This is a genomic window from Streptomyces sp. W1SF4 (genome assembly GCF_003950035.1).
Classification (GTDB): Bacteria; Actinomycetota; Actinomycetes; order Streptomycetales; family Streptomycetaceae; genus Streptomyces; species Streptomyces racemochromogenes.
This window is the reverse complement of sequence record NZ_CP034350.1, coordinates 6,731,568-6,757,895: the sequence shown is the minus strand read 5'-3', so window position 1 is coordinate 6,757,895 and position 26,328 is coordinate 6,731,568. Positions and strand designations below refer to the sequence as shown.

General features: G+C 74.9%; 25 protein-coding genes. 11 read left to right on the top strand and 14 right to left on the bottom strand.

The features are described from left to right. Nucleotides 1–226 precede the first annotated feature (226 nt). Nucleotides 227–1,690 carry a PLP-dependent aminotransferase family protein gene (locus D1J60_RS31370; RefSeq protein WP_125823432.1) on the bottom strand — a complete coding sequence of 488 codons (1,464 nt, stop codon included), beginning with the start codon at nucleotides 1,688–1,690 and terminating at the stop codon, nucleotides 227–229. A 29-nt stretch (nucleotides 1,691–1,719) separates the two neighbouring features. On the opposite strand from D1J60_RS31370, the gene D1J60_RS31365 reads away from it, so the two are divergent. Further along, complete coding sequence (locus tag D1J60_RS31365) at nucleotides 1,720–2,664, top strand: DMT family transporter (protein WP_125823431.1); 945 nt, start codon at nucleotides 1,720–1,722, stop codon at nucleotides 2,662–2,664. A 51-nt stretch (nucleotides 2,665–2,715) separates the two neighbouring features. Here the strand turns inward: D1J60_RS31365 and D1J60_RS31360 are convergent, their stop codons facing one another. After that, nucleotides 2,716–3,090 carry a YbjQ family protein gene (locus D1J60_RS31360; RefSeq protein WP_125600487.1) on the bottom strand — a complete coding sequence of 125 codons (375 nt, stop codon included), beginning with the start codon at nucleotides 3,088–3,090 and terminating at the stop codon, nucleotides 2,716–2,718. A 217-nt stretch (nucleotides 3,091–3,307) separates the two neighbouring features. Between D1J60_RS31360 and D1J60_RS31355 the strand changes: the two genes are divergently transcribed. After that, complete coding sequence (locus D1J60_RS31355; protein ID WP_125600484.1) at nucleotides 3,308–3,850, top strand: SH3 domain-containing protein; 543 nt, start codon at nucleotides 3,308–3,310, stop codon at nucleotides 3,848–3,850. Between the two features lie 72 nt (nucleotides 3,851–3,922). Here the strand turns inward: D1J60_RS31355 and D1J60_RS31350 are convergent, their stop codons facing one another. From D1J60_RS31350 to D1J60_RS31330, 5 genes are all read right to left on the bottom strand, one after another. Next, nucleotides 3,923–4,855, bottom strand: coding sequence for an AAA family ATPase (locus tag D1J60_RS31350; protein ID WP_241253462.1), 933 nt, complete (start codon nucleotides 4,853–4,855; stop codon nucleotides 3,923–3,925). A 2-nt stretch (nucleotides 4,856–4,857) separates the two neighbouring features. Next, a complete protein-coding gene (locus tag D1J60_RS31345; protein ID WP_125823430.1) occupies nucleotides 4,858–6,075 on the bottom strand; it encodes an RNA ligase in 1,218 nt (405 codons plus the stop codon). A gap of 67 nt (nucleotides 6,076–6,142) precedes the next feature. Then, entirely contained in the window at nucleotides 6,143–6,817 is a 675-nt protein-coding gene (locus D1J60_RS31340; protein ID WP_125823429.1) for an epimerase, read from the bottom strand. A gap of 99 nt (nucleotides 6,818–6,916) precedes the next feature. After that, nucleotides 6,917–7,867 carry a tellurite resistance/C4-dicarboxylate transporter family protein gene (locus tag D1J60_RS31335; RefSeq protein ID WP_125823428.1) on the bottom strand — a complete coding sequence of 317 codons (951 nt, stop codon included), beginning with the start codon at nucleotides 7,865–7,867 and terminating at the stop codon, nucleotides 6,917–6,919. Nucleotides 7,868–7,871: 4 nt separating this feature from the next. Next, nucleotides 7,872–8,498: an alpha-ketoglutarate-dependent dioxygenase AlkB gene (locus tag D1J60_RS31330; protein ID WP_125823427.1), complete on the bottom strand. Its 627-nt coding sequence runs from the start codon at nucleotides 8,496–8,498 to the stop codon at nucleotides 7,872–7,874. A gap of 86 nt (nucleotides 8,499–8,584) precedes the next feature. Here D1J60_RS31330 and D1J60_RS31325 point away from each other — a divergent pair, with 86 nt between their 5' ends. Together D1J60_RS31325 and D1J60_RS31320 are read left to right on the top strand one after the other, a co-directional pair. Continuing rightward, nucleotides 8,585–10,258 (top strand): AMP-binding protein, encoded by a 1,674-nt coding sequence (locus tag D1J60_RS31325; protein WP_125823426.1) that lies wholly within the window; start codon nucleotides 8,585–8,587, stop codon nucleotides 10,256–10,258. 61 nt (nucleotides 10,259–10,319) lie between these two features. Beyond that, on the top strand, nucleotides 10,320–11,960 hold the full coding sequence (locus D1J60_RS31320) for a PucR family transcriptional regulator ligand-binding domain-containing protein (RefSeq protein ID WP_125823425.1): 1,641 nt from the start codon (nucleotides 10,320–10,322) through the stop codon (nucleotides 11,958–11,960). Nucleotides 11,961–11,978: 18 nt separating this feature from the next. On the opposite strand, the gene D1J60_RS31315 is transcribed toward D1J60_RS31320, so the two are convergent. From D1J60_RS31315 to D1J60_RS31305, 3 genes are all read right to left on the bottom strand, one after another. Further along, nucleotides 11,979–14,042 carry a SpoIIE family protein phosphatase gene (locus D1J60_RS31315; protein ID WP_125823424.1) on the bottom strand — a complete coding sequence of 688 codons (2,064 nt, stop codon included), beginning with the start codon at nucleotides 14,040–14,042 and terminating at the stop codon, nucleotides 11,979–11,981. Nucleotides 14,043–14,122: 80 nt separating this feature from the next. Then, a complete protein-coding gene (locus D1J60_RS31310) occupies nucleotides 14,123–14,323 on the bottom strand; it encodes a hypothetical protein (protein ID WP_125823423.1) in 201 nt (66 codons plus the stop codon). A 148-nt stretch (nucleotides 14,324–14,471) separates the two neighbouring features. Beyond that, nucleotides 14,472–15,059 (bottom strand): hypothetical protein, encoded by a 588-nt coding sequence (locus D1J60_RS31305; RefSeq protein ID WP_125823422.1) that lies wholly within the window; start codon nucleotides 15,057–15,059, stop codon nucleotides 14,472–14,474. A 136-nt stretch (nucleotides 15,060–15,195) separates the two neighbouring features. On the opposite strand from D1J60_RS31305, the gene D1J60_RS31300 reads away from it, so the two are divergent. From D1J60_RS31300 to D1J60_RS31270, 7 genes are all read left to right on the top strand, one after another. Then, complete coding sequence (locus tag D1J60_RS31300; protein WP_125823421.1) at nucleotides 15,196–15,873, top strand: response regulator transcription factor; 678 nt, start codon at nucleotides 15,196–15,198, stop codon at nucleotides 15,871–15,873. Further along, nucleotides 15,866–17,314, top strand: coding sequence for an ATP-binding protein (locus D1J60_RS31295; protein WP_241253461.1), 1,449 nt, complete (start codon nucleotides 15,866–15,868; stop codon nucleotides 17,312–17,314). The genes D1J60_RS31300 and D1J60_RS31295 overlap by 8 nt, the downstream gene beginning before the upstream one ends. 114 nt (nucleotides 17,315–17,428) lie before the next feature. Then, complete coding sequence (locus D1J60_RS31290) at nucleotides 17,429–17,947, top strand: universal stress protein (RefSeq protein ID WP_125603437.1); 519 nt, start codon at nucleotides 17,429–17,431, stop codon at nucleotides 17,945–17,947. Nucleotides 17,948–18,050: 103 nt separating this feature from the next. Then, nucleotides 18,051–18,458, top strand: coding sequence for a hypothetical protein (locus D1J60_RS31285; RefSeq protein ID WP_125823420.1), 408 nt, complete (start codon nucleotides 18,051–18,053; stop codon nucleotides 18,456–18,458). A 202-nt stretch (nucleotides 18,459–18,660) separates the two neighbouring features. After that, complete coding sequence (locus tag D1J60_RS31280) at nucleotides 18,661–19,026, top strand: hypothetical protein (RefSeq protein WP_125823419.1); 366 nt, start codon at nucleotides 18,661–18,663, stop codon at nucleotides 19,024–19,026. 123 nt (nucleotides 19,027–19,149) lie between these two features. Then, nucleotides 19,150–20,244 carry a PLP-dependent cysteine synthase family protein gene (locus D1J60_RS31275; protein WP_125595988.1) on the top strand — a complete coding sequence of 365 codons (1,095 nt, stop codon included), beginning with the start codon at nucleotides 19,150–19,152 and terminating at the stop codon, nucleotides 20,242–20,244. Next, nucleotides 20,244–21,548, top strand: coding sequence for an MFS transporter (locus D1J60_RS31270; protein WP_125823418.1), 1,305 nt, complete (start codon nucleotides 20,244–20,246; stop codon nucleotides 21,546–21,548). The genes D1J60_RS31275 and D1J60_RS31270 overlap by 1 nt, the downstream gene beginning before the upstream one ends. Nucleotides 21,549–21,618: 70 nt before the next feature. Here D1J60_RS31270 and D1J60_RS31265 read toward each other — a convergent pair whose 3' ends face one another. The 4 genes from D1J60_RS31265 to D1J60_RS31250 form a co-directional block, all read right to left on the bottom strand. Further along, a complete protein-coding gene (locus tag D1J60_RS31265) occupies nucleotides 21,619–22,341 on the bottom strand; it encodes a hypothetical protein (RefSeq protein ID WP_125823417.1) in 723 nt (240 codons plus the stop codon). A gap of 133 nt (nucleotides 22,342–22,474) precedes the next feature. Beyond that, a complete protein-coding gene (locus D1J60_RS31260) occupies nucleotides 22,475–23,362 on the bottom strand; it encodes a geranyl diphosphate 2-C-methyltransferase (RefSeq protein WP_206436601.1) in 888 nt (295 codons plus the stop codon). Nucleotides 23,363–23,376: 14 nt separating this feature from the next. Next, on the bottom strand, nucleotides 23,377–24,762 hold the full coding sequence (locus D1J60_RS31255) for a family 2 encapsulin nanocompartment cargo protein terpene cyclase (protein ID WP_125823416.1): 1,386 nt from the start codon (nucleotides 24,760–24,762) through the stop codon (nucleotides 23,377–23,379). A gap of 98 nt (nucleotides 24,763–24,860) precedes the next feature. Further along, entirely contained in the window at nucleotides 24,861–26,273 is a 1,413-nt protein-coding gene (locus D1J60_RS31250; RefSeq protein WP_125823415.1) for a family 2B encapsulin nanocompartment shell protein, read from the bottom strand. Nucleotides 26,274–26,328 lie beyond the last annotated feature (55 nt).

The following is a 26,328-nucleotide window of genomic DNA, read 5'->3' as shown; positions in this document are numbered from 1 at the left end:
CGGTCGCGTACGGAGTGACGGAAGAAGGGGAGGCGGCGGCTCGATGGCCGGCCGCGACGCGGGAGCCGGCGGTGCGGCTGCGCTACGTCAACTGCGGGGCGCGGAGTACTGACTCATGGCGTGTCCCTGAGTGAAGGGTGTTCGCCCGATCACCGGCCGGCCCACTGCTCTGTGGCCGGAGTCACGCGACACCGTCGGCCATTAGACGCGGAGGGCAAGGGAGTTGTCAATGCCGATGATCTTGGAGGTGCTCCCGCAGGGCCCGGCCCAGGACGGCGACGCCCTCCTCGATCTCGCCCGCCGGCCCGGCCGCGTAGCCGAGGATCAGGCCCGGTGGGCCGGGGCGCAGCCGGTGCCAGGACAGCGGGTGCGTCTTGACCCCGAGGGCCAGGGCGGCCCCGGCGACGGCGGTGTCGTCGAAGGCCGCGCCGTCGAAGGTGACGGTCAGGTGCAGCCCGGCGGCGGCGCCGTGCACCCGGGCTCCGGGCAGGTGCCGGCCGACGGCCCGCAGCATCGCGTCGCGGCGGCGGCGGTGGCGGCGCCGGACGAAGCGCAGGTGGCGTTCCAGTTCGCCGGAGTCCATCAGGCGGGCGAGGACGAGCTGCGCGAGGACCGGGTTGCCGAGGTCGGCGTACCGCTTGGCCTCCACGACCGGTTCCCGCAGCCGGCGCGGGACCAGCAGCCAGCCCAGCCGGAGGGCCGGCGCCAGCAGTTTGGACACGCTCCCGGCGTAGCAGACCCCCTCGGGCGCCAGGGCCCGCAGGGCGGGGACGGGGGCGCGGTCGTAGCGGTGCTCGGCGTCGTAGTCGTCCTCCAGGACCAGTCCCCCGGCGGCGGCCCAGGCCAGCAGGTCGCGGCGGCGCTCGCCGTCGAGGACGACCCCGGTCGGGAACTGGTGCGCCGGGGTCATGAGGACCGCCCGCGCCCCGCTCGCCCGCAGCGCGGCCACGTCCAGCCCGGCCCGGTCCACGGGTACGCCGACGACGTCCAGGCCGCCGTGTTCCAGCTGTTGCCGCGCCCCCAGCGAGCCGGGGTCCTCCACCGCCACCCGGCGCACCCCGGCCGCGGGCAGCACCTGCGCGAGCAGCCCGAGGGCCTGCGCGACCCCGGCGACCACGACGACCTCGGCGGGATCGACCCGGATCCCCCGGTTCCGGGCGAGCCACCCGGCGACCGCCTCCCGGAGGGCGGGCGCGCCCTGCGGGTTGCCGTAGCCGAAGTCGGCCGGGGTGAGGGCGGCGAGGACCCGGCGCTCGGCCTGGAGCCAGGCGGTGCGCGGGAAGGCGGTGAGGTCGGGCACGCCGGGCGAGAGGTCGATGTGGCAGGGCTCGGCGCGCAGCGCGTCCACCAGCCCGCCGCGCGGTACCGCCGCCGCGGGCCCGGCCGCCGGGGGCGGCGGTGCGGCGACGACGACGGTGCCGGCCCGGCCCCGGCCCGCCACCTGGCCGGTCTCGGCGAGCCGCTGGTAGGCCTCGGTCACCAGCCCGCGGGAGACGCGCAGTTCGGCGGCGAGCACCCGGCTGGCGGGGAGCCGGCTGCCGACGGGCAGTGTGCCGTCGGCGATGGCGGCGCGCAGCCGGCCGGCGAGCCACTCGGTGCGGTTGCCGGGCGGGGCCTGGCCGATGTCGAGCTGGAGGAAGTCCGAGCCGGTTGTGGACCCCTCGGTGGCGCCTTCTTTGGACCTGCTCACGGGACCATTGTGCCTCCAGGCTGGACGGCATGAGCACCTCCACTCCCACTCCGTCCGCCCCGCCCGCCCCCTCCCCCTCCCTCTCCGCCTCCTCCTCCGTCCCGCTGCGGGACCTGGCCCCGGGGGCCATCGGGATGGCGCTGGTCGGCAGCAGCGTCACCGTCTCCCGCTCCCTGGTGGACGCCCCGCTGTTCGCCGCCCAGGCGGTCCGCTACGTGGCCGCCGCCGTGATCCTGGTCCTCCTGGCCCGGGCCGCCCGGGTGCCGCTGTCCCGGCCGCGGGGGCGGGAGTGGCTGTGGCTGGCCGGGATCGCGGCCGGCGGGCTGGTGCTGTTCAACGTGGCCGTGGTGCGGGGCGTGGCGCACGCCGAGCCGGCCGTGATCGCCGTCGCGGTGGCCTCCGTACCCGTCCTGCTGGGGGTGGTCGGCCCGCTGCTGGAGAAGCGCCGGCCCAGCCGCCGGGTGCTGCTGGCGGCGCCCGTGGTGGTCGCGGGGGCGGTCCTGGTCGAGGGGACGGGGCGCACCGACGCCGCCGGGGTGGGCTGGGCGGTGCTGGCGCTGGCCTGCGAGGCGGCGTTCACGCTGCTCGCGGTGCCGGTGCTGGGGCGGCACGGCGCGTGGGGGGTGTCCGTGCACGCGGTGTGGATGGGGGCCGTGATGCTGGGGGCGCTGTCGGTGTGCACGGAACGCCCGTCCGCCCTGGCGGAGCTGACGGCCCGCCAGTGGGGTGCCGTCGGGTACCTGGCGGTGCTGGTGACGGCGGTGGCCTTCCTGCTCTGGTACCGCACGGTGGCGGCGGTGGGCTCCGGCCGGGCGGGGCTGCTGACCGGCGTCGCCCCGCTCGCGGCGGCCTGCGCCGGGGCCCTGTCGGGTGGCGGGGTCCCCCGCCCGGCGGTGTGGCTGGGCCTGGTGGTGGTGGTCACCGGCCTGGCCCTGGGCCTGCGCGGCGGCCAAGACGCCTCCCCCGCCGCCTGATCCCGCCCCGCCCGCTCTGGCCGTCGAGCGGACGGCGCAGGGACCTCCGGCTCAGGTTCCGGCGGGGACCAGGACCACGGCCGTGCCGTAGGCGCAGACCTCGGTGCCTGCGTCGGCGGCGTCCGTCACGTCGTAGCGCATCATCAGCACCGCGTTGGCGCCGCGCGCCCTGGCCTGCTCGATCAGCCGTTCCATGGCCTGGTTGCGGGTCGCCACGAGGGTCTTGGTGAGGCCCTTCAGCTCGCCGCCGATCATGGACTTCAGGCCGGCTCCGATCTGGCTGCCGAGGTGCCGGGAGCGCACGGTGAGCCCGAACACCTCGCCGATGACCTGCTCGACGCGGTAGCCCGGGACGTCGTTGGTGGTCACGACCAGGACTCCGGTCTGCTGGGCGCCGGGGCCGCCGCCGTAGTCTTCGATACCCATGGGCCCACTGTGCTGCCCGTGGCGGCCGCGCGCATCCGCTGGGCTCCGGGTCTCACATGGGGGCCAACCTGAAGATATTGGGCATATCGGGCTAATCGGCGGTGCGTCGGCCGGGGCTGCGCCCCCCGCCTCGTCATAGTCGTCCGTGGCAGCCTGCGGGCTGCCGCCCCGAGCCGCGCCCTGCGGCCGGGCGGAAGACTTCGTGGAGGAGCGGCTCATGCTGAAGCCCACCAGGACCATCCTCGCTCTTGCCGCCGGCAGCATGGTGCTCGGCCTGTTCGGCGCGGGCGTCGCCGTCGCGGACGAGGGTCCGGTGGACGGGGCGCCGGGCAAGGCGCAGGTCCGCGGCGACGACGACGGCTACGACGAGTACAGCGAGTACGACGACGGGGACGGGTACGAGGACTCCGACGGCGACGAGGGGTACGACGACGGCGACGAGGGCCGGCCGGGCGGCGACGGGCCCGTCATCTACCCCAAGCCCAAGTACGCCCTGGGCCGGGTCGTCTCGCAGGGCCCGCTGAAGATCCGCAGCAAGCCCACCACGCACTCCAAGGTGCTGGGCCACGTGCACCCCCACCAGAAGCTGACGCTCGTGTGCAAGAAGCGCGGCGAGAAGGTCGACGGCAACGGCATCTGGTACCTGCTGGAGCGCAAGGACGACGACGACCGCGCGGCGGGCAAGAAGTACGACCACAAGCGCGCCTGGGTCTCCGCCCGCTGGGTCAAGGACGTCACCCCCGTGAAGTGGTGCCGCTGAGCCTCGCCGACCGCGCCGGAGGGCGTGCGGGACGGGCCTCGCGGCCCCGTGTCCCGCACGCCCTCCGGCGTGTCAGAAGTCCCCGTAGTTGACCTGCCAGGTCGGCAGTCCCATCCGGCGCCAGACGGCGACCACCCGGTCCCGGTCGTCGAGCGAGACCCGCACCGCGTAACGGTCGCGGACGTGCGCGTCGAAGAGCTCGGCCTTGACCACGTCGTCGCGGCGGGTGTCGCCCTTCGCCCGCATCCACAGCTCGTCGTAGGGCACCTCGTGGCGCCGCAGCCAGGACTCCGTCTGCTCCCGGTGCTCCTCGCCGCGCCCGGACAGCAGCACGATGACGTCGCCGTCCGCACGCCGGAAGGCGTCGAGCGCGTGCCGTACGGGCTCGTTCAGCAGGTCGATGTCGCAGCGCGAGAAGTCGTACGGGCCCCGGTCGCCGGTGAGGGCGAGGGTGCCGTCGATGTCGCACATCACGGCCGGCGGCAGTTCCGGGTCGGCGACGTACGGGCGGACGGGCGGCTGGTCGTTCAGCCACTCCGCGGTGAGCCGCCAGCCGCCCTTCTTCGCCTTGGCGTGCTTGTCGGCCAGGATCCGGATGATCTCCTCGCCGACCGGCCGCTCCCGCGCCGCGTCGCGGCGCAGGCACTCCTCGACCGGCACGTCGGTGAAGTCGTGCACGACGAAGGTGGCGCGCCCGGCCACCGCCGCCTTGAGCCGCTTGGGGATGTTCGACGTCAGGTGGGTGTTGTCGACGACCACGTCGAAGCCGTCGTCGACGGCGGCGCGGACCGCCGCGTCCTGGACGGCGAGCACGGTCTGCTCGTGCCGGTAGGACCGGCCGCGCTCGGGGTCGGGCAGGTCGAGCATGGCCCGCAGGTCGTCGAGGTTGACCCGGCGGACGCGGCCGCCGGCCTCGGCCTGGAGGGCGCGGGCGGCGGTCGTCTTGCCCGAGGCCGGCAACCCCGTCATGACGTGGACCACGGGGAGGCGGGGCTCTTCGGACACGTTCAGTTCTCCTCGTCGGTGGTGTAGGGGTCGGCCGTCTCCGGCCGTACGGCCCGCCAGCTGACGAGCTCGGTCGAACGGCCGTCCAGGCGCAGGAACACGGCCGAGCGGATCGTGCCGTCGGGGACCTCCCGCACGGCGCGGGCGAAGGCGGCCCGGTCGCCGGCCAGGTGGGCCAGGGAGTCGAAGGCCTCGTCGACGGCCCGCTCGCGGCGGGTGAACTCCGCTTCCAGGCCCTCGATCACCTCGCGCACCCAGGCGTCGAACTCGTCGGGGACCTGTTCCAGGAGCTCGTCGAGCGGGCGGCCGCCCTTGGAGCGGACGCCCTGGAGCTCGGCCACCGACAGGCCCAGGCCCTGGGCGAGGCGCTTGACCGACGTCCCCGCGAAGCGCTGGATGCCGTGGCTGCGCCACACGTCCCGCTCGGTGACGCCGGTCAGCAGCTTGTGCAGGCGCACGTACTCCGAGAGCTTGGCCTTCGCCCGGACGCCGGAGGCGAACCGCAGCACGAACCCCTCGGCGTCGGTGCCGGCCGCGGAACCGCCGCCGGGCAGGGTGTTGGACTCGGCCAGCGCGAGGAGCTCGTCGAGCGGCATGGCGGGCCACACCCTGACGACGGAGCCGATGCCCTGCCAGTGGCCGGCGGCCTCGGCGAGCGGCACCTCGGCCCCGTCCGGGCCGAAGGCGGCGAGGAGAACGAGGTCGCGGCGGTCGCCGTAGTCCACCACGATCCGGTTCTGCGGGTAGAGCATCTCCGCGAGGTAGGTCGTGCCGGGCACCAGGGCCGAGGTGTCGCGGGTGTCGAGCAGGCGCTGCGCCCAGGCGGCCTGGGAGCTGATGAAGGACCCCTTGGAGGCGACCCGCCAGTGGTCCGCGTAGTGGAAGACCACGGCGAGGCTGCCGTCGACCTTGTCGTACACCTCGAACGTCTCGTCGGGGAGGACGGGCGCGTAGGGGCGGCCGGAGGTGTGCTCGCCGACGTTGAAGAACTTCGGCAGCGGCAGCGCGACGACCGCTCCGGTCTCGTCGTCGGCGACGAGACCGCGGCAGCGGGTGGTGACCGCGTTCCACACCTGTTCGTACTGCGCGGTGCGCGTGTACGTGTAGATGGACAGCGGCAGTTCGGGGTGCCGCTTGCGGCTCACGTGCCCGGCGTCGATGGCGTCCGCCAGCTCCTGCGCGGGCAGCAGGCCGTGCAGAGTCAGGTGCTCCTGGCTCATGTGGGGTTCCTCCCGGTTCGAGATGGCTCATTCTCGCCTGCGGGAGGGAGCCCCCGGTAATCAATTACTACTGGTCACCGGCGAGGCGGTTGATGTCCGGGGAGCGCAGGATCCGGGTGCCGGGCTCCGATCCGGGGGTCGCCACCGCGATCATCGCCCGGCCGAGGGCCTTCGTGGTGGTGAACTGCTTCGGTGCGAACCGGCCCACGAGGGGGTAGAGCGGTTTGGTGACGACGTACCCCACGCGGTGGAGCCAGGTCCGGGTCGGCATGCCGCTGACGGGCTGGACGATGCTGGGCCGGAACATGTAGGCGCTGAAGGGCAGGGCGAGCAGCTCGTTCTCCGTCCTCCCCTTCACCCGGGCCCACATGGTGCCGCCCTGTTCGGTGCTGTCGGTGCCCTCGCCCGTGACGTAGGTGAAGGTCAGGGCCGGATTGGCGGCGGCCAGCGGGCGGGCGACGGCGAGCGTCAGGTCGTGGGTGACGGCGCGGTACTCCTCCTCCTTCTTGCCCAGGGAGGAGATGCCCAGGCAGAAGAAGCAGGCGTCGTAGCCGGACAGTTCACCGGCGAGGTCCGACAGGTCGCTCGGGTCGGGACGGATGTGCTCGCGCAGCTTGGGGTGGCTGACGCCGAGCGGGGTACGGCCGATGGACAGGACGCTCTTGACGGAGTCGTCGCGCAGGCATTCGAGCAGTACGCCGCGCCCGAGCATTCCGGTTCCGCCGTAGAGGATGACGTTCATGGGCTCAGCGTAGGTGCGTGCCCGGCGGCCCGGGCCCGCGGGTGCGGCTGCCGTCGAGCGGCTGTGGGCCGTCCTTCGAGCGGTGCCGGCCGGCCCCCGTCAGGCCGCCCCGCGGCCGGGTCGGCGGCTGAGGGCGAAGGCGAGGAAGGTCAGGACCCAGGCGGCGACCGCGATCCACAGCAGTACCTCGCCGAGGGGGCGCAGCCAGGGGACGCCGGTCGCGGGGGCGGCGGTGAGGCAGGCGGTGGCGGTCATGCCGAGGGGGAAGACGGTGGACCAGCGGCGGACGTCGTAGCCCGGGCGGGGGCTGCGGAGTTCGGCGGCGAGGAGGACGGCGTAGCAGGCCAGGGAGATGCCCAGCGCGCAGAGGGTGACGGCGCGCAGGGCCGTGTGCGCCGGGCCGGTCCACAGGGGCAGGGTGGTCAGTTTCGCCCCGGCGAGGGCGGTGATGGACAGGGCCCCGCCGGCCACCCAGTGGTCGCCCGCCCCGCTGACGACCTCGCGGAAGTCGAACCGGGTCAGGGCGAGGCCGTACAGCAGCAGGCCCAGGCAGAAGCAGGCCAGGGCGGCGAGGGCGAGCCAGCGGAGGTTCCCGGCGGCGGCGAGGGCGGCCGCGAGGACGGCGAGGCCCTGGGTGGCGACGCAGACGAGGAAGGCGGCGCCCGGCATGCGGCGGCGCCAGTGCCGCAGGACGGAGACGAGGAGCCCGGGCCACAGCAGGGCGGCCAGCGCGAGCAGGGCGGCGGCCTCGCGCGGCCGGCCGAGCTGGGAGAGGCGGGCGCCGAGCACGGTGGTCGCGGCGACGGCGGTGAGGGCGGCCGGGGTGTCCGCCTCGGCCCGGAACCGGCCCCGGTCGCCGACGAGCCGGACGGCGAAGTCGCCGGCCAGGACGAGCCACAGCCCGCCCGCGACGACCAGCGCGGCGAGGGAGAGCCGGGTGTGGCCGGTCAGCTCCAGGCCGATGGAGAGGATCCCGCAGGCCATGACCGCCCCGCCCGCGGCGGGCTCCAGGGCGGAGCACCAGGACCTCGGACGGCTCCCGCTGCGCATGGCCTCACATTACGCCGCGGGTGCGGAACTGGACGCTGATCCGGGGGCCGACGGCCCGTGCCGTCTTGGGGACGGCGTGTTCCATGGTGCGCTGGCAGGAGCCGCCCATGACCACGAGGTCGCCGTGGCCCAGCGGCAGCCGCAGCAGGGTGGGGCCGCCGTCCCGGGGGCGCAGGACGAGGTCGCGGGGGTCCCCGACGGAGAGGATGGCGACCATGGTGTCCTCGGTGGAGGAGCGGCCGGTGCGGTCGCCGTGCCAGGCGACGCTGTCGCGGCCGTCGCGGTAGAGGCAGAGCCCGGCGGTGGCGAAGGGCTCGCCGAGTTCGGCGGCGTAGTGCCGGCCGAGGGCGTCGCGGGCCTCGGTGAGCACGGGGTGCGGGAGCGGCTCGCCCTCCCCGTAGTGGGCCAGCAGCCGGGGGACCTCCACCTCGCGGTCGTACATCTGCCGCCGCTCGGCGCGCCAGGGGACCTCGGCGGCGAGCCGTTCGAAGAGGGCGTCGGCGCCGGTGAGCCACCCGGGGAGGTGGTCGGCCCAGGCGCCGGCTCCGAGCACGGTCCTGCGTACCGGTGAGAGCGGTCCGAGGCGGATCTCGTCGGTCTGGTCGAAGAGGGAGCCCTGGAGTGCGTGCATGGGAACAGCCTACTCCTCACCTCGAACACATGCTCGAAAGAACGGGTGGCTCCGGGGTCTGGCCCGGCGGCCGCCGGAAGAGGATCATGGCCGCACACCGGCCCCCGCCGGGCCACAGAGTCGTGGAGGTACACGTGTCGGTCGCGCCCAGTCATGCGTCAGGAAGCCACCGGGTCCCCCTGCTGGAGGAGACGATCGGGGACAACCTCGACCGCACCGTGCGCCGCTTCCCCGACCGGGACGCCCTCGTCGACGTGGCCGCCGGACGGCGGTGGACGTACGCGGAGCTGGCCGCCGACGTGGACGTCCTGGCCCTCGGCCTGCTGGACCTCGGCATCACCGCCGGCGACCGCGTCGGCATCTGGGCCCCCAACCGGGCCGAGTGGACCCTGGTCCAGTACGCCACCGCGAAGATCGGGGCGATCCTGGTCACCGTCAACCCGGCGTACCGCTCGCACGAGCTGGAGTACGTGCTGAACCAGTCCGGGATGCGGCTGCTGGTCGCGGCGGACAGCTTCAAGGGCTCGGACTACGCGGCGATGATCGAGGAGGTCCGGCCGCGCTGCGCGGACCTGGAGTTCACCGTGCTGCTGGGCGGCCCGCAGTGGGACTCGCTACGGGAGCGCGGCGCCCTGGGCGACCCCGCGGACCTGGCGCGGGCGGCCGCGGCCCTGGACCCGGGCGACCCGGTCAACATCCAGTACACCTCGGGGACCACGGGCTTCCCCAAGGGCGCCACCCTCTCCCACCGCAACATCCTCAACAACGGCTTCTTCGTCGGCGAGCTGTGCGGCTACACCGAGCGGGACCGGGTGTGCGTACCGGTGCCCTTCTACCACTGCTTCGGCATGGTCATGGGCGCCCTCGCCTGCACCAGCCACGGGGCGGCGATGGTGATCCCGGCGCCGGCCTTCGACCCGGCGGCCACCCTCGCCGCGGTGGAGGCGCAGGCGTGCACCTCGCTGTACGGGGTGCCGACGATGTTCATCGCCGAACTGGCCGCGCCCGGCTTCGACGGGTACGACCTGTCGAGCCTGCGCACCGGGATCATGGCCGGCTCGCCCTGCCCGGTCGAGGTGATGAACGAGGTGATCGAGCGGATGGGGATGACCGAGGTCTCCATCTGCTACGGCATGACGGAGACCTCCCCGGTGTCGACGCAGACCCGGGCGGACGACTCCGTGGAGCGCCGGGTCTCCACCGTGGGCCGGGTCGGACCGCACCTGGAGGTCAAGGTCGTCGACCCGGAGACCGGCGCCGTCGTCCCGCGCGGCACCCCGGGCGAGCTGTGCACCCGGGGCTACTCGGTGATGCTCGGCTACTGGGGCGAACCGCAGAAGACCGCCGAGGCCGTCGACGGGGACGGCTGGATGCACACCGGCGACCTCGCGGTCATGGACGCGGACGGCTACCTGAGCATCACCGGCCGGATCAAGGACATGGTGATCCGGGGCGGCGAGAACCTCTACCCGCGCGAGATCGAGGAGTTCCTGCACGGCCACCCCGACGTCCTGGACGTCCAGGTCATCGGCGTCCCCGACGCCAAGTACGGGGAGGAGCTGATGGCCTGGGTGCGGATGCGCGAGGGGGCGGAGCCGCTGACCGCGGAGGCGGTCCGCGCGTACTGCGCGGGCCGCCTGGCCCACTTCAAGATCCCGCGCTACGTCCACGTCGTGGACGAGTTCCCGATGACGGTCACCGGCAAGATCCGCAAGGTGGAGATGCGCGAGACGGCGGCCCGCCTGCTGGAGTCGATGTAGTACGCATTTCGTTGCTCAGGGCGGCAGTTGGGGCTTTGATCACGCATGGCAGGCTGTCGCCATGCAGTTGCGTGATGTGATCCTCTCCGGCGGCCCGGCGCCGTTGCGGTACCTCGTCGGCGGCGAGGAGGGGCTCCGGCGGCCCGTGCTCGCCGCCGTGACCATCGACCTGCCGGATCCGGGGCGGTTCATCTCCCCGGGCGACCTGGTGCTGTCGGGGCTGGTCTGGCTGCGGCCGGACCTCGGGCGCGCCGACGCCTTCGTACGGATCGTCCTGGAGGCGGGCGCCGTCGCGCTGGGGGCGGGCGAGGCGGAGTTCGGGAACGTCCCGGACGAGCTGGTGCGGGCCTGCGAGCGGCACGGGCTGCCGCTGTTCGCGGTCGGCGTGGACGTGCCCTTCGGCCCCGTCGCCGAGTTCGTGGCGCGCGGCCGCAGCGGGGCCCGCGTCGGGAACCTCGCCGCGCTGGTGGACCGGCACCGGCGGCTGATGGCGCCCCGGCCCGGCAGCGGCGCCGGGGCCGGGGCGCTCCTGGACCTGCTGCTGTCCGAGCTGGACCTGCGGGCCCATGTCCTGTCCCCCACCGGGCGGCTGATCGCCGGCGCCCGGCCGCCGCTGCCGGAGCGGACGGCCACCACCCTGGCCGGGCGGTTCCTGGCCGCCGAACGCTCCGGCCGGCGCGCCCCGCACCGCACGGCCGCCCACGGGGTGCCCTACTCGCTGTTCCCGGTGCGGTCGGCGCCGGGGGCCGGGCCCGCGCTGACCGACTGGGCCGTCGCCGTGGAGGCCGACAGCGGGGACTGGCACGACGAGCGCATCGGCCTGGTGGAACGGCTGGCCGGGCTGATCGCCGTGGAGCGCGGCGGCCGTGACGCCGACCGCACCGCGCGCCGGCGGGCCGCCGGCCGGCTGCTCGGACTGCTGGACTCCGGCGGGAGGGGCACCGGGGCGCGCGACCAGGTCCGGGACGCCGCCGGGCGGCTCGCGGCGGAGGCGCCCGGCGACGGGGGCCGCTGGCAGGCCGTCGCGGCCCGGCTGGACGGCGTACCGGGCGGCGACGGGCCCTCGCCGGTGCGCGGCCTGCTGGAGGAGGTGCTGCTGCACCCGGCCTGCCTGGGGCCGGGCGCCGCCCGGCGGATCGGGCTCGCCGCCGCGCTCGACGGGCGCGAGGCCGTGGCCTTCGTACGGGTCGCCCCGGGCGGGGAGCTGACCGCGGAGGCGGTCCGGGAGGCCGCGGGCGGTGCGCTGCCGCGCGGGCTGCGCGGCGGGGAACGGCTGAGCCTCGGCCTCGGCGACCCGGTGGCCGAGCCGGACGACCTGCGGCACACCCTGGCGGAGGCCCGCGGCGCCCGCCGGGCGGCGGCCGGCCCGGAGGCGGAGGCGGTCGCCGTGTGCGGCACCGGGGACATGGCGGCGCACGTCATGTCGTTGCTGCCGCTGCTCCCCGCCGAGGTCAGGCGGGCCTTCAGCCGCCGGCTGCTGGCGCCGCTGCACGCGTACGACCGGCGCCACCAGTGCGAACTGGTCCCGACGCTGCGCTCGTTCCTGGAGCACGACGGCTCGTGGGCGCGCTGCGGGGAGGCCCTGCACCTGCACGTGAACTCGCTGCGGTACCGGATCAGCCGGATCGAGTCGCTGACCGGGCGGGACCTGGCCCGGCTGGAGGACAAGATGGACTTCGCGGCGGCCCTGCGCATGGACTGATTCCCGCACCGGCCCCGCTCACCGCGCGTGCCGGATCCGGGCCAGGAGCAGGACCGTGTCATCGGTGGCCGCGTCGGGGACCATGGCCGACAGGACCCGGTCCACCTCCTCCTCCAAGGGGCCCCCGACCGCCGCGAGCCGCTTCCGCAGGGCGTCCAGGCCCGTCTCGATGTCCTGGCCGCGGGCCTCGACGAGCCCGTCGGTGTAGAGCGCGAGGACGGCACCGTCGGGGAGACGGGCGCCCTCCGAGCGGAACGGCACCCCGCCGACGCCGAGCGGGACGCCGAGTCCGCCGCCGAGGGTCTCGACGGTGCCGTCGGGGCGGCGCAGCAGGGGCGGGGGGTGGCCGGCGTTCGCGATGCGGGCCCGGCCGGTGTGCGGGTCGTACTCGACGTAGACGCAGGTGGCCAGTTCGATGCCGGACTCCCGGGCGCACGCGTCGAGTTCGCCGAGGATCCGCTCGGGCTCCGGGCCGTGGCGGGCCAGCGCCTTGGCGGTGATGCGCAGCCTGCCCATCGAGGCGGCGGCGGGCACCCCGTGTCCCATGACGTCGCCGACGACGAGGGCGACCCGGTCCCCGGGCAGCTCGATCACGTCGTACCAGTCGCCGCCGACCTCGGTGGCCCGGCTGCCCGGCAGGTAGCGGTGGGCGATGGCCACGTGCTCGCTGCGGGCCAGGGCGCTCGGCAGCAGGGCGCGCTGGAGGGTGAGGGCGATGTCCTGGACCCTGCTGTAGAGGCGGGCGTTGTCCAGGCACAGGGCGGCGCGGGAGGCGAGTTCCCCGGCCAGGCTCAGGTCCTGTTCGGTGAAGTCGGGGCGGGCGCGGGAACGTCCGAACATGGCGATGCCCTGCACCGTGCCCCGGGCGACGAGCGGGGCGATCACGATGCGGTCCAGGCCGCTCTCCAGGAGCAGCCGGGCGCGGCCGGGCCGGTCGGTGGCCCCGGCCGCGAACTCCTCGTCGACCCCCACGCACAGCGGGCGGCCGCCGGCGAGCATGCGGTGGATGCCGGAGCCCGCCGGGTACTCCACCCGCTCCAGGCCGGCCACCAGCTCCGGCGCGGGCGGCGGCAGGACGGTGCCGGAGGCGATACGGCGGGTGAACAGGGGCAGCCGCGGGTCGAAGGCCTCCGCGGGGTTCATCCACTCCACCAGCTCGACCACGCAGCCGTCGCAGAAGTCCGGTACGGCCACCTCGACCAGTTCCCGGGCGGTGGTGTCCACGTCCAGGGAGGTGCCGACGCGGGCCGCGGCCCGGTCCAGCAGGGCCAGCCGCCGGCGGGCCGCGGTGGCCTCCAGCAGGGCGCGCTCCCGGTCGGTGACGTCGACCAGCAGGCCGCCCACGCCGGGGCGGGTCTCCCCGGCCCGGCTGAGCGGGAACAGGCTGACCGAGCGCACCTGGTCGCGGTCGGGGCGGCCGGGGGTGCGCATCCCCACCAGGGCGTCGACCAGGGGGCGGCCTTCCTCGGCGACGGCGCGGAGCATGCGCTGGAACTCGCCGTCGTCGGAGGTGAGCATGATCTCGTCGGTGGCGCGGCCCAGGTGGGCGGCGACGGGGAGGCCGTCCATGTCGGCCAGGGCCTGGTTGAGGTGGACGTAGCGCAGGTCCTGGTCGAGCATGACCAGGCCGATGGGGCAGGTCTCGAAGAGGGCGTCGAGGAAGGCGAGGTTGGTCTTCACCCGGTCGAGCTCGTCCCCCCGGCTGGCCAGCCCCATGACCACCGGGTCGTCGGCGCTGCCGGCCACCGGGAAGACGCGGAACCCGCAGTCGAAGACGGAGCCGTCGCGGTGCAGGGCCGGCAGCCGCACCCGCCAGTACCCGAGGGTGCGGGCCCGCTCCGTCAGCCGCGCGGCCGAGCCGGGGGTCCCCGCGGGGGGTTCGGGGAAGAGGGCGGCGGCGGGCCGGGACAGCACGTCGGCCGCCTCGTGCCCGAAGAGCTCCTGCGCGCCGGGCCCCCAGAAGCGGATCCGGCCGTCGGCGTCCATGCCGAAGACGGCCACGGGCACGTGCTCCAGCAGGGACCCCGGCTCCGACCGGATCGGACCGGCGGCCCCCGGGCCCCGCGCCTGCTCCGACGGCACGGGAAGCCTCCTCTGCCCCGGGCGCGCGGGGGGACGCGCGCCGCTCCCCTACATTCTGCGCGCCATCGGCGGAGCGGACATCACGGCGCGGGCCCGTCCCGCGCGACCACCCGGCGCGGCTCGAGGACGATCTGGCGCCGGGCGAAGCGGCCGGGCGGGATCCGTGGCGGGCGCTCGCCCTCGGCCTCGCAGGGCAGCGGTCCCTCCCGCTCCGGGAGGGGCACCTCCTCGACCTCGGCGGTGACGGCCGTACCGCAGCCGGCACACCGGAAGACGGTCATCCCCCGTCCCTCACGCGGAGCGCACCGCCCGGGGCGCGGGCGGCCCGGGCGGGGCGCAGCCGTACCGGGACCACCCCGCCGGCGCACGCGTCGCCCGGGGGCGGACGGAATCCCAGGCCGCTGCGGGGCCTGCCGGGCCTGGCACCCCCTACCGCGCGGAGGCGCCCCGGCCGTTCAGCGGGGTGTTGGCGGTGATGGTGCCGTCCGAGCCGGAGACCGTCACCGCGTGGCGGACGCCGTCCGGGCCGAGGACCACCGCGCGCCAGGCGCTGCCGCCGCCCTGCTGGGCGACCGCACGCAGGCCCTCGACCTTGCCGCCCTCCACCGCCGCGGCCGCCTTCTCCGCCGCCTGGCCGATGGGCAGGGCCGGCAGCGGCGCGGGCGCCTGCCCGTGCGCCGGGGCGTGCCCGGCGAAGCCGCCGCGCGCGGGGCCGGCGCCGTCGCGGACCTTCGGGCCGGCCTTGTGTGCGCCCTCGGGGGCGTGCGGGCGGCCCGGCTCCGGGCGGACGAGGTGGCGGGCCCGGTCGGCGTGGCCGTGGTGGTGCGCGGCCACGGCCACCGCTGTCGCCCCGCCGCCCACGATCACCGCGGCCGCGCCGACGGCCACCGCCCAGCGCGCGCCCGTGCCCCGGGGGACGACGCCGCCCAGCCCCTTGCGCGCGGGCTTCGCGGGCTGCTCGACGGGCTGCTCCGACGGCTGTTCGGGCTGCTCGGACGGCGGCAAAGACTCAGACATACCGGCACTCCTCAGGCACAACCGGGCACCACACCCGGCTCGTCGCCGAGCATGCCGGGGCCATGCTGAAGCCCACCTGAAGCCGCCTGAAGACCCCTTCAGCAAAGCCCCCACCCCACCTGAGACCCTGGTCGGCATGCGCGTACTGGTGGTGGAGGACGAACGACGGCTGGCGCTCGCCCTCCAGCGGGGGCTCCGGTCGGAGGGCTTCTCGGTGGACGTGGCCCACGACGGGCCGCAGGGCCTGTGGATGGCCTGCGAGCACGACTACGACCTGATCGTGCTCGACATCATGCTGCCCGGCCTCAACGGCTACCGCGTCTGCGCCCGGCTGCGCGCCGCCGGCAACGAGTCCGGGATCCTGATGCTCACGGCGAAGGACGGCGAGTACGACGAGGCCGAGGCCCTGGACACCGGCGCCGACGACTTCCTCTCCAAGCCCTTCTCCTACCTCGTCCTCGTCGCCCGCCTCCGCGCCCTGGGCCGTCGCACGGGCCGCCGCGGCCCGCGGACCATGGAGTTCGGCGACCTGCTGGTCGATCCCGCGCGCCACCTGTGCTCCCGCGGCGGGACGCAGATACGGCTGACCGCCCGCGAGTTCGCGGTGCTGGAGTGCCTGGCCCGGCGCGCCGGCGAGGTGGTGCCCAAGCGGGAGATCCTGGAACAGGTCTGGGACAGCGCCTTCGACGGCGATCCGAACGTGGTCGAGGTACACGTCAGCGCGGTGCGCCGGAAGATCGACGCGCCGTTCGGCCGGTCCGCCCTGGAGACCGTGCGCGGTGCCGGCTACCGGCTGGCGGCCGACGGTGGCTGAGGCGCCCGCTCCGGCCGGGACCGGCGCGGTGCGCCGCCCGCCCGGCCGCGTACGCGGACCCCTGCGCCGCCTGCTGCGGCGGCTCGGGCCCGCCACCGTCCGTGGACGGGCCACCGCCGGCGCCGTCGTCGTCGTGGCGGCGGCCCTCGCCCTGGCCTCGTTCGCCCTGCTCGGGCTGCTCAGGGCCAACCTGCTGCGCAACGCCGAGCGCGACGCCGAGCGGCAGGCGCTCACCATCGCCCGGCTGGCCGCCGCCGGCGGGCTGGACCGGATGCGCGCGCCGCTGCCCGGCGCCGACTTCGTCCAGGTGGTGGGCGCCCGCGGCCGGGTGCTGCGGGCCACCCCCAACCTGGCCGGCGCGCCCGCGCTCGGCCCCGGCGGGCCGGCCGGCCCCGGAACGGCCTTCCACACCTGGCGGGTCAGGCCGCTCGGCGGCGAACACCGGCTGAGGGTCGTCCAGGTCACCACGGACACCCCGCAGGGCCTGGTCACCGTGTACGTCGGCACCTCCTTGCGCGACGTGGACGCCGCCGACGACACCACCACCGCCGCGCTCGCGGTCGGCGGGCCGCTGCTCCTCGCCACGGTGGCCCTGGTCACCTGGCGGGTGACCGGCCGCGCCCTGCGGCCCGTCGAGGCGATCCGCGCGGAGGTCGCCGAGATCACCGACCGGGACCTGCACCGCCGGGTCCCGGTACCCCCCACCCGGGACGAGGTGGCCCGCCTCGCCGAGACCATGAACGCCACCCTGGACCGGCTGGAGTCCTCCGGGCACCGCCAGCGCCGGTTCATCGCCGACGCCTCGCACGAACTGCGCAGCCCGCTCACCGCGCTGCGCACCCAGCTGGAGGTGGCCCTCGCCGTCCGGGACCCGGAGCTGTGGCCGGAGCTGATCGGCGGGGCGCTGGAGGACACCGAGCGGCTCCAGCACCTGGCCTCGGACCTGCTCCTGCTGGCCCGGATCGACGCCGCCCAGCCCCTCGTGGCGGCCCGGCTGGACCTGGGCGACGTGGTGCGGTCCGCGGTGGAGGCGCGCCACGGCGACCGGGTCCCCGTACGCACGCGGCTGGAGGCCGGCGTGGAGGTGGAGGGCAGCGAGCTGTGGCTGACCCGCGTGGTCACCAACCTGCTCGACAACGCCCAGCGGTTCGCCGACCGCCGGGTCGAGGTCCTCCTGCGCACCGCGACCGCCGACGGGGCCCGGACGGCCGTACTGGATGTGCTCGACGACGGCCCCGGCATCCCGCCCGCCGACCGGGAGCGCGTCTTCGAGCGGTTCACCCGGCTCGACGACGCCCGCAGCCGCGACCACGGCGGCGCCGGCCTGGGCCTGGCCATCGCCCGCGACCTGACCGCCCACCACGGCGGCACCCTCACCGCCGAACCGTCGGACCGCGGTGCCCGCCTGCGGGCCGTCCTGCCCGCGGCGGCCGTTTCCTGACGGGAACCTGACGCCCGCCAACCGGGTCCATACGCACCGCTGACGTACGGGCGGCGCCGGCGGGCGTTCAATGGAGTCCGGACGGTTGGCGGCGCGACGCGGGAGGGGCCGGCGGTGGACGAACGGCGGGTGGTTGCGGGTGTGAGCGGCGGGCCCGGGAGTCTGACGGCCCTGCACCGGGCCGCCGACGAGGCCCGGTTGCGCGGGGCCGGGCTGTGGGCGGTGCTGGCCTGGCAGCCGCCCCGCGGGGGCCTGGGCAGCCGGGGTTCCTGCGTCTGCGACACCTACCCCGAGTACCGCGACGCGGCGGCCGCCCGGCTGCGCGACGCCCTCGTCACCGCCTTCGGGCCCGGCGGTCCCGGCGTCCCCCTGAAGGCGCAGATCGTACGGGGCACCCCGCGGGCCGTCCTGACCGACGCCGCCCGGGACACGGACGACCTGCTGGTGGTCGGCGCGGGCCGGCGGTACCGGCCGCTGGGCGCGCTGTGGCCCTCGGTGGCCCGCCACTGCCTGGCGCACGCGCCGTGCCCCGTGCTCGCCGTGCCGCCGAACCCGCTGGAGGCCCAGCTGCACGCCGTGCGCCGCCGCAACGCCTGGCGCCTGCGGCTGGACGCGCGGGAGCTGGCGGGCTGACCCCGCCGGGCGGCCCCGCGCCGGCGGACACCGGCCGGGAAGCGGTCGGCGATTGTCCGGTTCGGGTCCGCCCCTCACACGGGGGACGAGCTAAGATCACGGCGTGGTCACAGCCAGGTCCTCGCGCACGCCGCGGACCCGCACCTCCGCGGGCCTGCCGCACCTGCTCGGGCTGACCCTGCTGCTGCTCGGCCTGCTCTGCGCGCACGGCGCCGGATCGCACGGCGGCGCCCACACCACCCTCACGGCATCGGCCGCCCGGACGGCCGCGACGCCCGCCACGGCGGCTCCCGCCGACCACCACGCCCCCACCCATCCGGTCCACGACTGTGCTCCCCCGGCGCCGCGGACGGCCACCCCCGCGGACACGGCCGCCACCTCCCCGGCAGACGCCACCCGGCCCGTCCCCGCGGCCCCCCGGAGCGCCACCGGCCACCCCGGCCCGGTCCGCCGGCCGGCCGGAGCCGTCCCCCCGGCACCCCCAGCGCCCTCCGCCGTCCTCCAGGTGTAGGCCGTCTCTTCCGGATCCTGCCTGACCCGCGCCGCCCGGCAGGATCCGGAAGACACGGCCCAGACCCGGGATCCTTCCGGGTCCGTCCCGCGATCCCCACCACCCTCCGCCCGCACGGGCCCAGGGGTGCCCGCCGCATGGAGGAACCTTGCCCACCCACCGCCACACCCGACCCTTACGTCCCGGTTCACCCTGGTATCGCGTGCTGGTCGTCGGGATGCTCGGCGCGCTGCTCCTCGCGGCCCTCGCCTGCTCCTCACACGGGCACACCGACGTCTCCTCCGGCTCGCCCACCGCCGGAGCCGCGCTGGAGCCCGGGCCGACAGCGCCTGCAGAGCCCCTGGGCCACGCACACCCGCATCCCGGCCACGGCGCCGGCTGCGCCGCCTCCGACCCGGTCCCCGCCGGCCCCGGGCCGATCCCCCTGTCGGCCGGGCCCGCACGGCCCTGCGCGCCGCCGGCCGCCGCTGCGACGGCCGCCCGGGCGGCTCCCGCGGGCTCCGACGGGCCCGCCGTCGCCCGCTCAGGACGTTCCACTCTGACCATCGTCTGTCGATGGCGGCTCTAGTCCGCTCCCGTAAGCCCGTTCGCAACGGCTGACGTATGCCCCAACGGGCGGACCCTGCCCTGCCCCGGCTCGGCATTTCCCACGAGCGCGACCACCGACGCACCATCGAACGAGAGCGGAACAATGCATTCTTCGGCCACCGACGTCACTCCTCCCGCCCGCTCCGGCCTCTCCGGGCTGGTCGGCAACACCCCCTTGCTGCGCGTGTCGGAGCCACTGGCCCCGGCGGGGCGCGGCTTCTGGGCGAAGCTCGAGGGCTTCAACCCCGGCGGCATCAAGGACCGGCCCGGCCTGCACATGGTCGAAAGGGCCCGCGCCCGGGGCGAACTGAAGCCGGGCGCCCGGATCATCGAGTCCACAAGCGGCACCCTCGGCCTCGGCCTCGCCCTGGCCGGCATGGTCCACGGGCACCCCGTCACCCTCGTCACCGATCCGGGCCTGGAATCGTCGATGACCCGCCTGCTGACGGCGTACGGGGCCCAGGTCAACGTCGTCTCCGAACCCCACCCCACCGGCGGCTGGCAGCAGGCCCGCCGCGACCGCGTCACCCAGCTGCTGGCCCAGCACCCCGGCTCCTGGTGCCCGGACCAGTACAACAACCCGGACAACACCACCGCCTACACCCCGCTGGCCCTCGAACTGGCCACCGAGCTGCACCACATCGACGTCCTGGTGTGCAGCGTCGGCACCGGAGGGCACTCGGCGGGCGTCTCCCGCGTCCTGCGCCAGCTCTACCCCGAGCTGAAGCTGGTGGGCGTGGACACCGTCGGCTCCACCATCTTCGGCCAGCCCGCGCGCACGCGCCTGATGCGCGGCCTCGGTTCGAGCATCTATCCGCGCAACGTGGCCTACGAGCAGTTCTCCGAGGTGCACTGGGTCGCCCCCGGCGAGGCCGTGTGGACCTGCCGCCAGCTCGCCGCCTCCCACTACGCCGCAGGCGGCTGGAGCGTCGGCGCCGTGGCCCTCGTGGCCGGCTGGCTGGCCCGGACCCTGCCCGAGGACACCCGGATCGCCGCGGTGTTCCCCGACGGGCCGCAGCGCTACCTCGGCACCGTGTACGACGACGACTACTGCGCCGCGCACGGGCTGCTGGACTCCCCGCCGGCCGCGGAGCCCGAGACGATCGGCCGGCTGGACGAGAAGGAGGTCACCCGCTGGACGCGCTGCGCGAGCGTGGTGGACCCGCTGGCCCTGCGCGCCTCGGAGGTTCCCGCCTGATGAAGGGCACCCTCGCGCAGGTCCGCACGTACGAGCGCAGCGTCCAGCTGCTGATGGTGAACCAGTTCACCATCAACCTCGGCTTCTACATGCTCATGCCCTACCTCGCCACGCACCTGGCCGGCCCGCTCGGGCTGGCCGGCTGGACGGTGGGGCTGATCCTCGGCGTGCGCAACTTCAGCCAGCAGGGCATGTTCCTGATCGGCGGCACCCTCGCCGACCGCCTCGGCTACAAGCCGATGATCATCACCGGGCTCGCGCTGCGCATCGCCGGGTTCGCGACCCTCGGACTGGTCGACTCCGTCCCGGCGCTGATCGCAGCCTCCGCGGCGACGGGGCTGGCCGGGGCGCTGTTCAACCCGGCCACCCGGGCCTACCTGGCGGCCGACGCGGGAGAGCGCCGGGTGGAGGCCTTCGCCCTGTTCAACGTCTTCTACCAGGCGGGCATCCTGCTGGGCCCGCTGGTCGGCATGGTGCTGACGGGCGTCGACTTCCGCGTCACCTGCCTGGTCGCGGCCGGGATCTTCGCGGTGCTGAGCATCGTGCAGGTCCGGGCCCTGCCCGCCCGCCGGGGCAACGACGCCGGCGAGCGGGCCGACGGCCCCCGGGAGGGGGTGCTCGTCCAGTGGCGCGGGATCCTCGCCAACCGGCCGTTCCTGCTGTTCTCCGTGGCGATGATCGGCTCGTACGTGATGACCTTCCAGGTCTACATGGCGCTGCCGCTGGAGGTCCGGCGCCTCGGCGGCGAGGGCGGCTTCGGCACGGCCGCGGTGGCGGTGCTCTTCGCGGTCTCCGGGCTCAGCACGATCCTCTTCCAGACCCGCGTCACCGCCTGGTGCAAGGCCCGTCTGGAGCCGGGCAGGGCCCTGGCCTGGGGGCTGCTGGCCATGGGGGCGGCGTTCCTTCCCCTGCTGGCGGCCACGGCACTGCCCGTGCCCGGGTCGCAGCTGGGGACCCGGCTGCTGGCGGCGGTGCCGCCGGTGCTGGCGGCGCTGCTGCTGGCCGTCGGGACCATGATCGCGTACCCGTTCGAGATGGACACCATCGTCCGGCTCTGCGGGGACCGCCTGGTGGCCACGCACTACGGGCTGTACAACACGGTGTGCGGGGTGGGCATCGCCGTGGGCAACCTGCTCACGGGGGCGGCGCTGGACGCGGCCCGCGCCGCCGGGATGTCGGCGCTGCCCTGGCTGGCGCTGTTCGTCCTGGGCCTCGGGTGCACCGCCGCGCTGTACGGCCTCGACCGCACGGGCCGCCTCGCCCCGCCCGGCCGCGCGCCCCGCGCCGAGCCCGTGCCGGCCTGAACCCGTGCCCGCCGCCCGGCTCGGGCCGGGCGGCGGGCACGGGGCGGGGGCGCTCAGGAGGGACGGGGGCTCAGGAGATCCCGTACCACTGGCTGGCCCAGCCGGTGTTGATGGTGCTGGTGGACTGCTCGGCGAGGTTCACGCTGGCGGGCAGGGAGTTCTGGCCGGTCAGCAGGGTGCTGTAGCGCAGGTTGGGGGGCGTGAGGCCCGCGTTGACCGAGATGCCGGCGCCGGTGGACTTCAGGGTGAGGGCGTTGGTGGCCCAGTTGCCGTTGAGCAGGAGGGCGATGAAGTAGGTCCCGGGGGCGGCGGTGAACGGCTTGGCGAGGGCCAGCGGCTTGGCCACGGGGTCGGTCATCAGCTGGGGGGAGATGTCCGGGCTGGCCGCGCGCAGGGTGCCGGTGGCGTCGTACACGCCCACGTAGCAGTGGGAGAGCTGGGCGTTGGGATCGAGCCCGGCCAGCCCGAGCCAGATGTTCGACCAGGTGATCTCCTGGCGCAGGACGATCCGGACCAGGGTGACGCGTCCGCCGACGCCCGCCGCCGACTGGGCGGTGACGTGGCCCGCGTCGTTCGGGTCGCCGGTCCAGGCCAGCAGGTTCTGGTCCTGGGGGCGGGGCCCCTCGTACCCGGCTCCGGCGCCGGCCGGTGCGGGCGGCGCCGCCACGGCCGCCGGGGAGCCCGAACCGCCCGCCGCCTTCGGGTCCTTGTCCGGCGAGGTGCATCCGGTCAGGACGATCAGTGCGGCGAGTGCGGCGGCGAGAGCGCGCGCTGCGGTGGTGCGGGTGGACATGCTTCCCCCAGGTGGTGCGGATGTACCGGGGGCCATGGTCACATGCCCGTCAGGGGCCGGGTCCGTCGGCTGACGGTCCCGGCCCCTGGCGTCCGCGGGCGGGCTCGGTCGGAGCGGCCCGCTCAGAGCCTGGTCAGACGCGGTCGGCGGCGATCAGGACGTACTGGAAGGAGCCGTCCTCGTAGGACTTGATGAACGCCTCCTCGATGCCGGTGACCAGGGAGGAGGTGGCGCGCAGCTTCCAGTAGGGCAGCGTGTCGGGGGTCAGGTCGATGACGGCCTGCGGGACGAGGCGGTTGTCGGCCATGGCCCGCAGGTACTCGCGGCGGGAGTGGATGTTGCACTCGAAGTGCGCGTTGATCTGCGAGACCCACTTGGAGGGCTGGCCGTAACGCGGGTTCCAGCAGCCGGTGATGGTGACGTAGCGGCCGCCGACGGACAGGACCCGGGAGTGCTCGGCGAACAGGTCGTGGAGGTCGACGTACATGCTCGACTCGTTGTTCCACGAGGCCGCGGCCCGGCCCGTCTCGAAGGGCGTGTTCAGCATGTTGCAGACGCGGGCGCGGACGTGGTCCTCGATGCCGAGTTCGCGGGCGCGCTGGTTGGCGAAGTCGGCCTGCTTGGCCGACAGGGTGACGCCCTCGACCTTGCACCCGAAGCGCTGGTGGGCCATCACCATCGAGCCGCCGCGGCCGCAGCCGGCGTCGACGAGGGTGTCGTCGCGGGTGATCGGACCGAGGTGGTCCAGGAGCAGCTCGGCCTGGGCCGACTCCAGCCGGTGCAGTTCGGCGATCAGCTTCTTCTCGTACGCGCTGTCCTCGGTGTCGCCGAGGGCGGCGCGGTCGATGTCGCCGATGCCGTAGTGGTGGTGGTAAAGACCGTCGACGTCGCCGAGGCGGAGGTTGACGGGGCGGGCCTCGTTGTTCCAGTAACGGGCGATGTCGCCCTGGTAGGGCGTCGTCGGCGCGGGGATGAGCACGGAGCCGACGGAGGGGGTGGTGGTGAGATCAGTGCTGGTCACGAATAAGTCCGTCCTTACCAGAAATCGGGCAGGCTGTAGCGATAGGTGTTCGTCTGGTGCCAGTAGTGGTTGCCGTCGACCCATACGGCCACCCCCCGCAGGAAGCGCAGCGCGCTCGGTACGGGGCAGGCGGCGGCCAGGGCGGCGGCCTCGGCTTCGAAGGCGTGCATGAGCTCGTTGTGGACCTCGACCGCCTTGAGGTAGCCCTCCCGGTCGGAGACCCCCTCGCGTTCGGCGATCACCACGGGCAGGTTCAAGTGGCGCCCGGGGCTGGCGAGTTCCTTGGTGTAGGAGTAGAGGTCGTTGACGATGGTGCTGACGTTGCCGGCGAGTGCGAGGACGCGCTGCATCGCGGGCTGCGCGTGCAGGTCGGCGGGCAGTTCGTAGCCGCCGACGGTGTCCGTGATGGTCGGGCACGGCCGGAAGTTGTTGAACTGCCGCATCACGAGGTATTCCCACACCTCGGGCATGTGGTCCGTCTGCGCCCAGGCGGCCTCGGCGAGGTACCCCATGTGCAGCCGGGCCATGTCGTGCCGGAAGCGGTCGGCCTGGGAGGGCGTGGACTGCTGGACGAAGTACTCCATGGCGGAGCGGTAGGAGCGCCTGGGGGCGTCCTCGTGCAGCGACTCCGCCCACCGGGGCCGGTACTCCTCGGTGGTGTGCAGCGGGTCGAGGGCGCTGTGCGCCAGCAGCAGGCGGCCGCCGAGGCCGACGGGCGACCCCCCGTGGTCCTCGCAGTACATGTCGTCGACCGCGTTCTCGGCGACCATCAGCCGGGCGGCGACCATCAGGTGCTCGACGGTGGGGGCGTCCGGGTGGCAGGCGACCATGTAGCGGCCGGTGGAGAAGCCGTCGAACTGGCCCTCCCAGTCGTCCGGGTAGAGCTGGACCTCGTCCAGCGCCCAGGCCTTGATCCGGCGGCTGAGCTCGGCCACCCGCGCCGGGTCGGGTTCCGGGACCGGGTGGTAGTACAGGCCGGGGATGTGGAGGGCGTCCACCGGGGCGGCGGGCGCCGGCGGCTCCGTGTACGGGGCGAGGTGCAGGGCCGTCGTGCCCAGGCCGCTGGGTCCGCGGATGATCCGCTCCAGTGCCTCGCCGGCCTGCCGTACCGTTCCCTCTCCCGCCGCCGCGGGAGCGGGAGCGGCCGCGGCGGGGGTGCGGGTGCCGAAGGGCAGGACGGGCGCGGACGGCAGGGCGGAGCGGGTGGCCGCGGGGGCCGTGACGACGGGCGTCGCGGCGAGGGCCGCCTCGGGGACGGCCTCGGCCGCGGCGGCTTCCGCGACCGGGGTGCCTGCCGGTGCCCGGCCCAGGCTCAGGGTCTGGGCGAGGACGTGCGCACCGAAGTGGGCGGCGGCGGAAGGCAGGCTCGACTGCAGAGGGGAAGGCCCGGGATCGGGCATCCGTGACTCCTTGGTGAGGTGGGTGAGGTGGCCCGGATCCCGGGCGTGCTCGGCCTGCCCCGGGGCGTGCCGGGGGTCGCGGCCGGTGGGCAGGTCCTCTAGTCGCGCCTGCGGGCGATCTGCACGTTCTCCAGGACGCCGAGGGCGTCGGGCACCAGGATGGCGGCGGAGTAGTAGGTGGTGACCAGGTACGAGATGATCGCCTGCTCGTTGATGCCCATGAAGCGCACCGACAGGCCGGGCTCGTACTCCTCGGGCAGACCGGTCTGCCGCAGGCCGATGACGCCCTGGTTGTCCTCGCCCGTACGCATGGCGAGGATGGAGCTGGTGTTCTCCTTGCTGATCGGGATCTTGTTGCAGGGCAGGATCGGCACGCCCCGCCAGGCCGGGACCTGCTGGCCGCCGACGTCGACGTGGTCCGGGTAGAGCCCGCGCGCGTTGAACTCGCGCCCGATCGCCGCGATCGTCTTGGGGTGGGCGAAGAGGAACTTGGTGCCGCGGCGGCGGCAGAGCAGCTCGTCGAGGTCGTCCGGGGTGGGCGGGCCGGAGTGGGTCTGGATCCGCTGCTTGAAGTCGGCGTTGTGGAGGAGGCCGAACTCGCGGTTGTTGATCAGCTCGTGCTCCTGGCGCTCGCGCAGCGCCTCGATGGTGAGCCTGAGCTGTTCCTCGGTCTGGTTGTGCGGGCCGTTGTAGAGGTCGGCGACCCTGGTGTGGACGCGCAGGACGGTCTGCGCGACGGAGAGCTCGTACTCGCGCGGGTTGAGCTCGTAGTCGACGAAGGCGGTGGGGAGCTCGTACTCGCCGGTGTGGCCGGCGGACAGGGCGATCTCGGCCTCGCCGTGACGGTTCTGCCGCTGCTGCGGCAGCGAGCTGAACTCCTGGATGTGCGCCTGGAGGGTCGGAGCGGAGGCCAGGACGGCGGCGAACTCGCTGCGGGAGAGGGTCAGCAGGGTGCCCGGGGTCTCCGCGGTGGCGGTGTAGTCCCAGCCGGCGTCGCCGTCGAGCAGGGCGTTCTCGCCGAAGCGGTCACCGTCGGCGAGGGTGGCGATGGCCACCTCGTCGCCGTACTTGCCGAGGGAGGTCTGGCTGATCCGGCCGTGGGCGATCATGTGGATCTGGTCGGCGGGGGCACCGCGCTCGACGAGCACCTCGCCGGCCCGGAAGTCGCGCTGGACGCACCGGCCGGCGAGCGCGGTCAGCACCTCCACGTCGTCGAAGCCGCGCAGCAGGGCGAGTTCGCCGAGCTCCTGGGGGATCACCCGGACCGAGGCGCCGTCCTGGACGAACTCGATCCGCCCGTCGCCGACGGTGTAGCTCAGCCGGCGGTTCACCCGGTAGGTGCCGCCCTTGGTCTCGACCCAGGGCAGGCTCCGCAGCAGCCAGCGGGAGGTGATCTCCTGCATCTGCGGGGCGGACTTGGTCGTGCTGGCAAGGTTGCGGGCGGCCGCCGTGCTCAGGCTGGACTGCTGCGGCGGATCCAGCTGGGCTTCCGGGCTGGTGTCAACGGTCATGCGACGAGCTCTCCTTCGTAAGCTCGGCGACGGACATAAGCGCACGTCACCGGTG

Bases quoted from the DNA above. Each gene is read 5' to 3' on its own strand.
- D1J60_RS31300 (WP_125823421.1), top strand. From the start codon at position 15,196: ATGCGCGTACTGGTGGTGGAGGACGAACGACGGCTGGCGCTCGCCCTC.
- D1J60_RS31340 (WP_125823429.1), bottom strand. From the start codon at position 6,817: ATGAACGTCATCCTCTACGGCGGAACCGGAATGCTCGGGCGCGGCGTA.
- D1J60_RS31360 (WP_125600487.1), bottom strand. From the start codon at position 3,090: ATGGGTATCGAAGACTACGGCGGCGGCCCCGGCGCCCAGCAGACCGGA.
- D1J60_RS31250 (WP_125823415.1), bottom strand. From the start codon at position 26,273: ATGACCGTTGACACCAGCCCGGAAGCCCAGCTGGATCCGCCGCAGCAG.
- D1J60_RS31270 (WP_125823418.1), top strand. From the start codon at position 20,244: ATGAAGGGCACCCTCGCGCAGGTCCGCACGTACGAGCGCAGCGTCCAG.
- D1J60_RS31330 (WP_125823427.1), bottom strand. From the start codon at position 8,498: ATGCACGCACTCCAGGGCTCCCTCTTCGACCAGACCGACGAGATCCGC.
- D1J60_RS31305 (WP_125823422.1), bottom strand. From the start codon at position 15,059: ATGTCTGAGTCTTTGCCGCCGTCCGAGCAGCCCGAACAGCCGTCGGAG.
- D1J60_RS31355 (WP_125600484.1), top strand. From the start codon at position 3,308: ATGCTGAAGCCCACCAGGACCATCCTCGCTCTTGCCGCCGGCAGCATG.
- D1J60_RS31265 (WP_125823417.1), bottom strand. From the start codon at position 22,341: ATGTCCACCCGCACCACCGCAGCGCGCGCTCTCGCCGCCGCACTCGCC.
- D1J60_RS31335 (WP_125823428.1), bottom strand. From the start codon at position 7,867: ATGCGCAGCGGGAGCCGTCCGAGGTCCTGGTGCTCCGCCCTGGAGCCC.
- D1J60_RS31325 (WP_125823426.1), top strand. From the start codon at position 8,585: ATGGCCGCACACCGGCCCCCGCCGGGCCACAGAGTCGTGGAGGTACAC.
- D1J60_RS31320 (WP_125823425.1), top strand. From the start codon at position 10,320: ATGCAGTTGCGTGATGTGATCCTCTCCGGCGGCCCGGCGCCGTTGCGG.
- D1J60_RS31310 (WP_125823423.1), bottom strand. From the start codon at position 14,323: ATGACCGTCTTCCGGTGTGCCGGCTGCGGTACGGCCGTCACCGCCGAG.
- D1J60_RS31275 (WP_125595988.1), top strand. From the start codon at position 19,150: ATGCATTCTTCGGCCACCGACGTCACTCCTCCCGCCCGCTCCGGCCTC.
- D1J60_RS31345 (WP_125823430.1), bottom strand. From the start codon at position 6,075: ATGAGCCAGGAGCACCTGACTCTGCACGGCCTGCTGCCCGCGCAGGAG.
- D1J60_RS31255 (WP_125823416.1), bottom strand. From the start codon at position 24,762: ATGCCCGATCCCGGGCCTTCCCCTCTGCAGTCGAGCCTGCCTTCCGCC.
- D1J60_RS31365 (WP_125823431.1), top strand. From the start codon at position 1,720: ATGAGCACCTCCACTCCCACTCCGTCCGCCCCGCCCGCCCCCTCCCCC.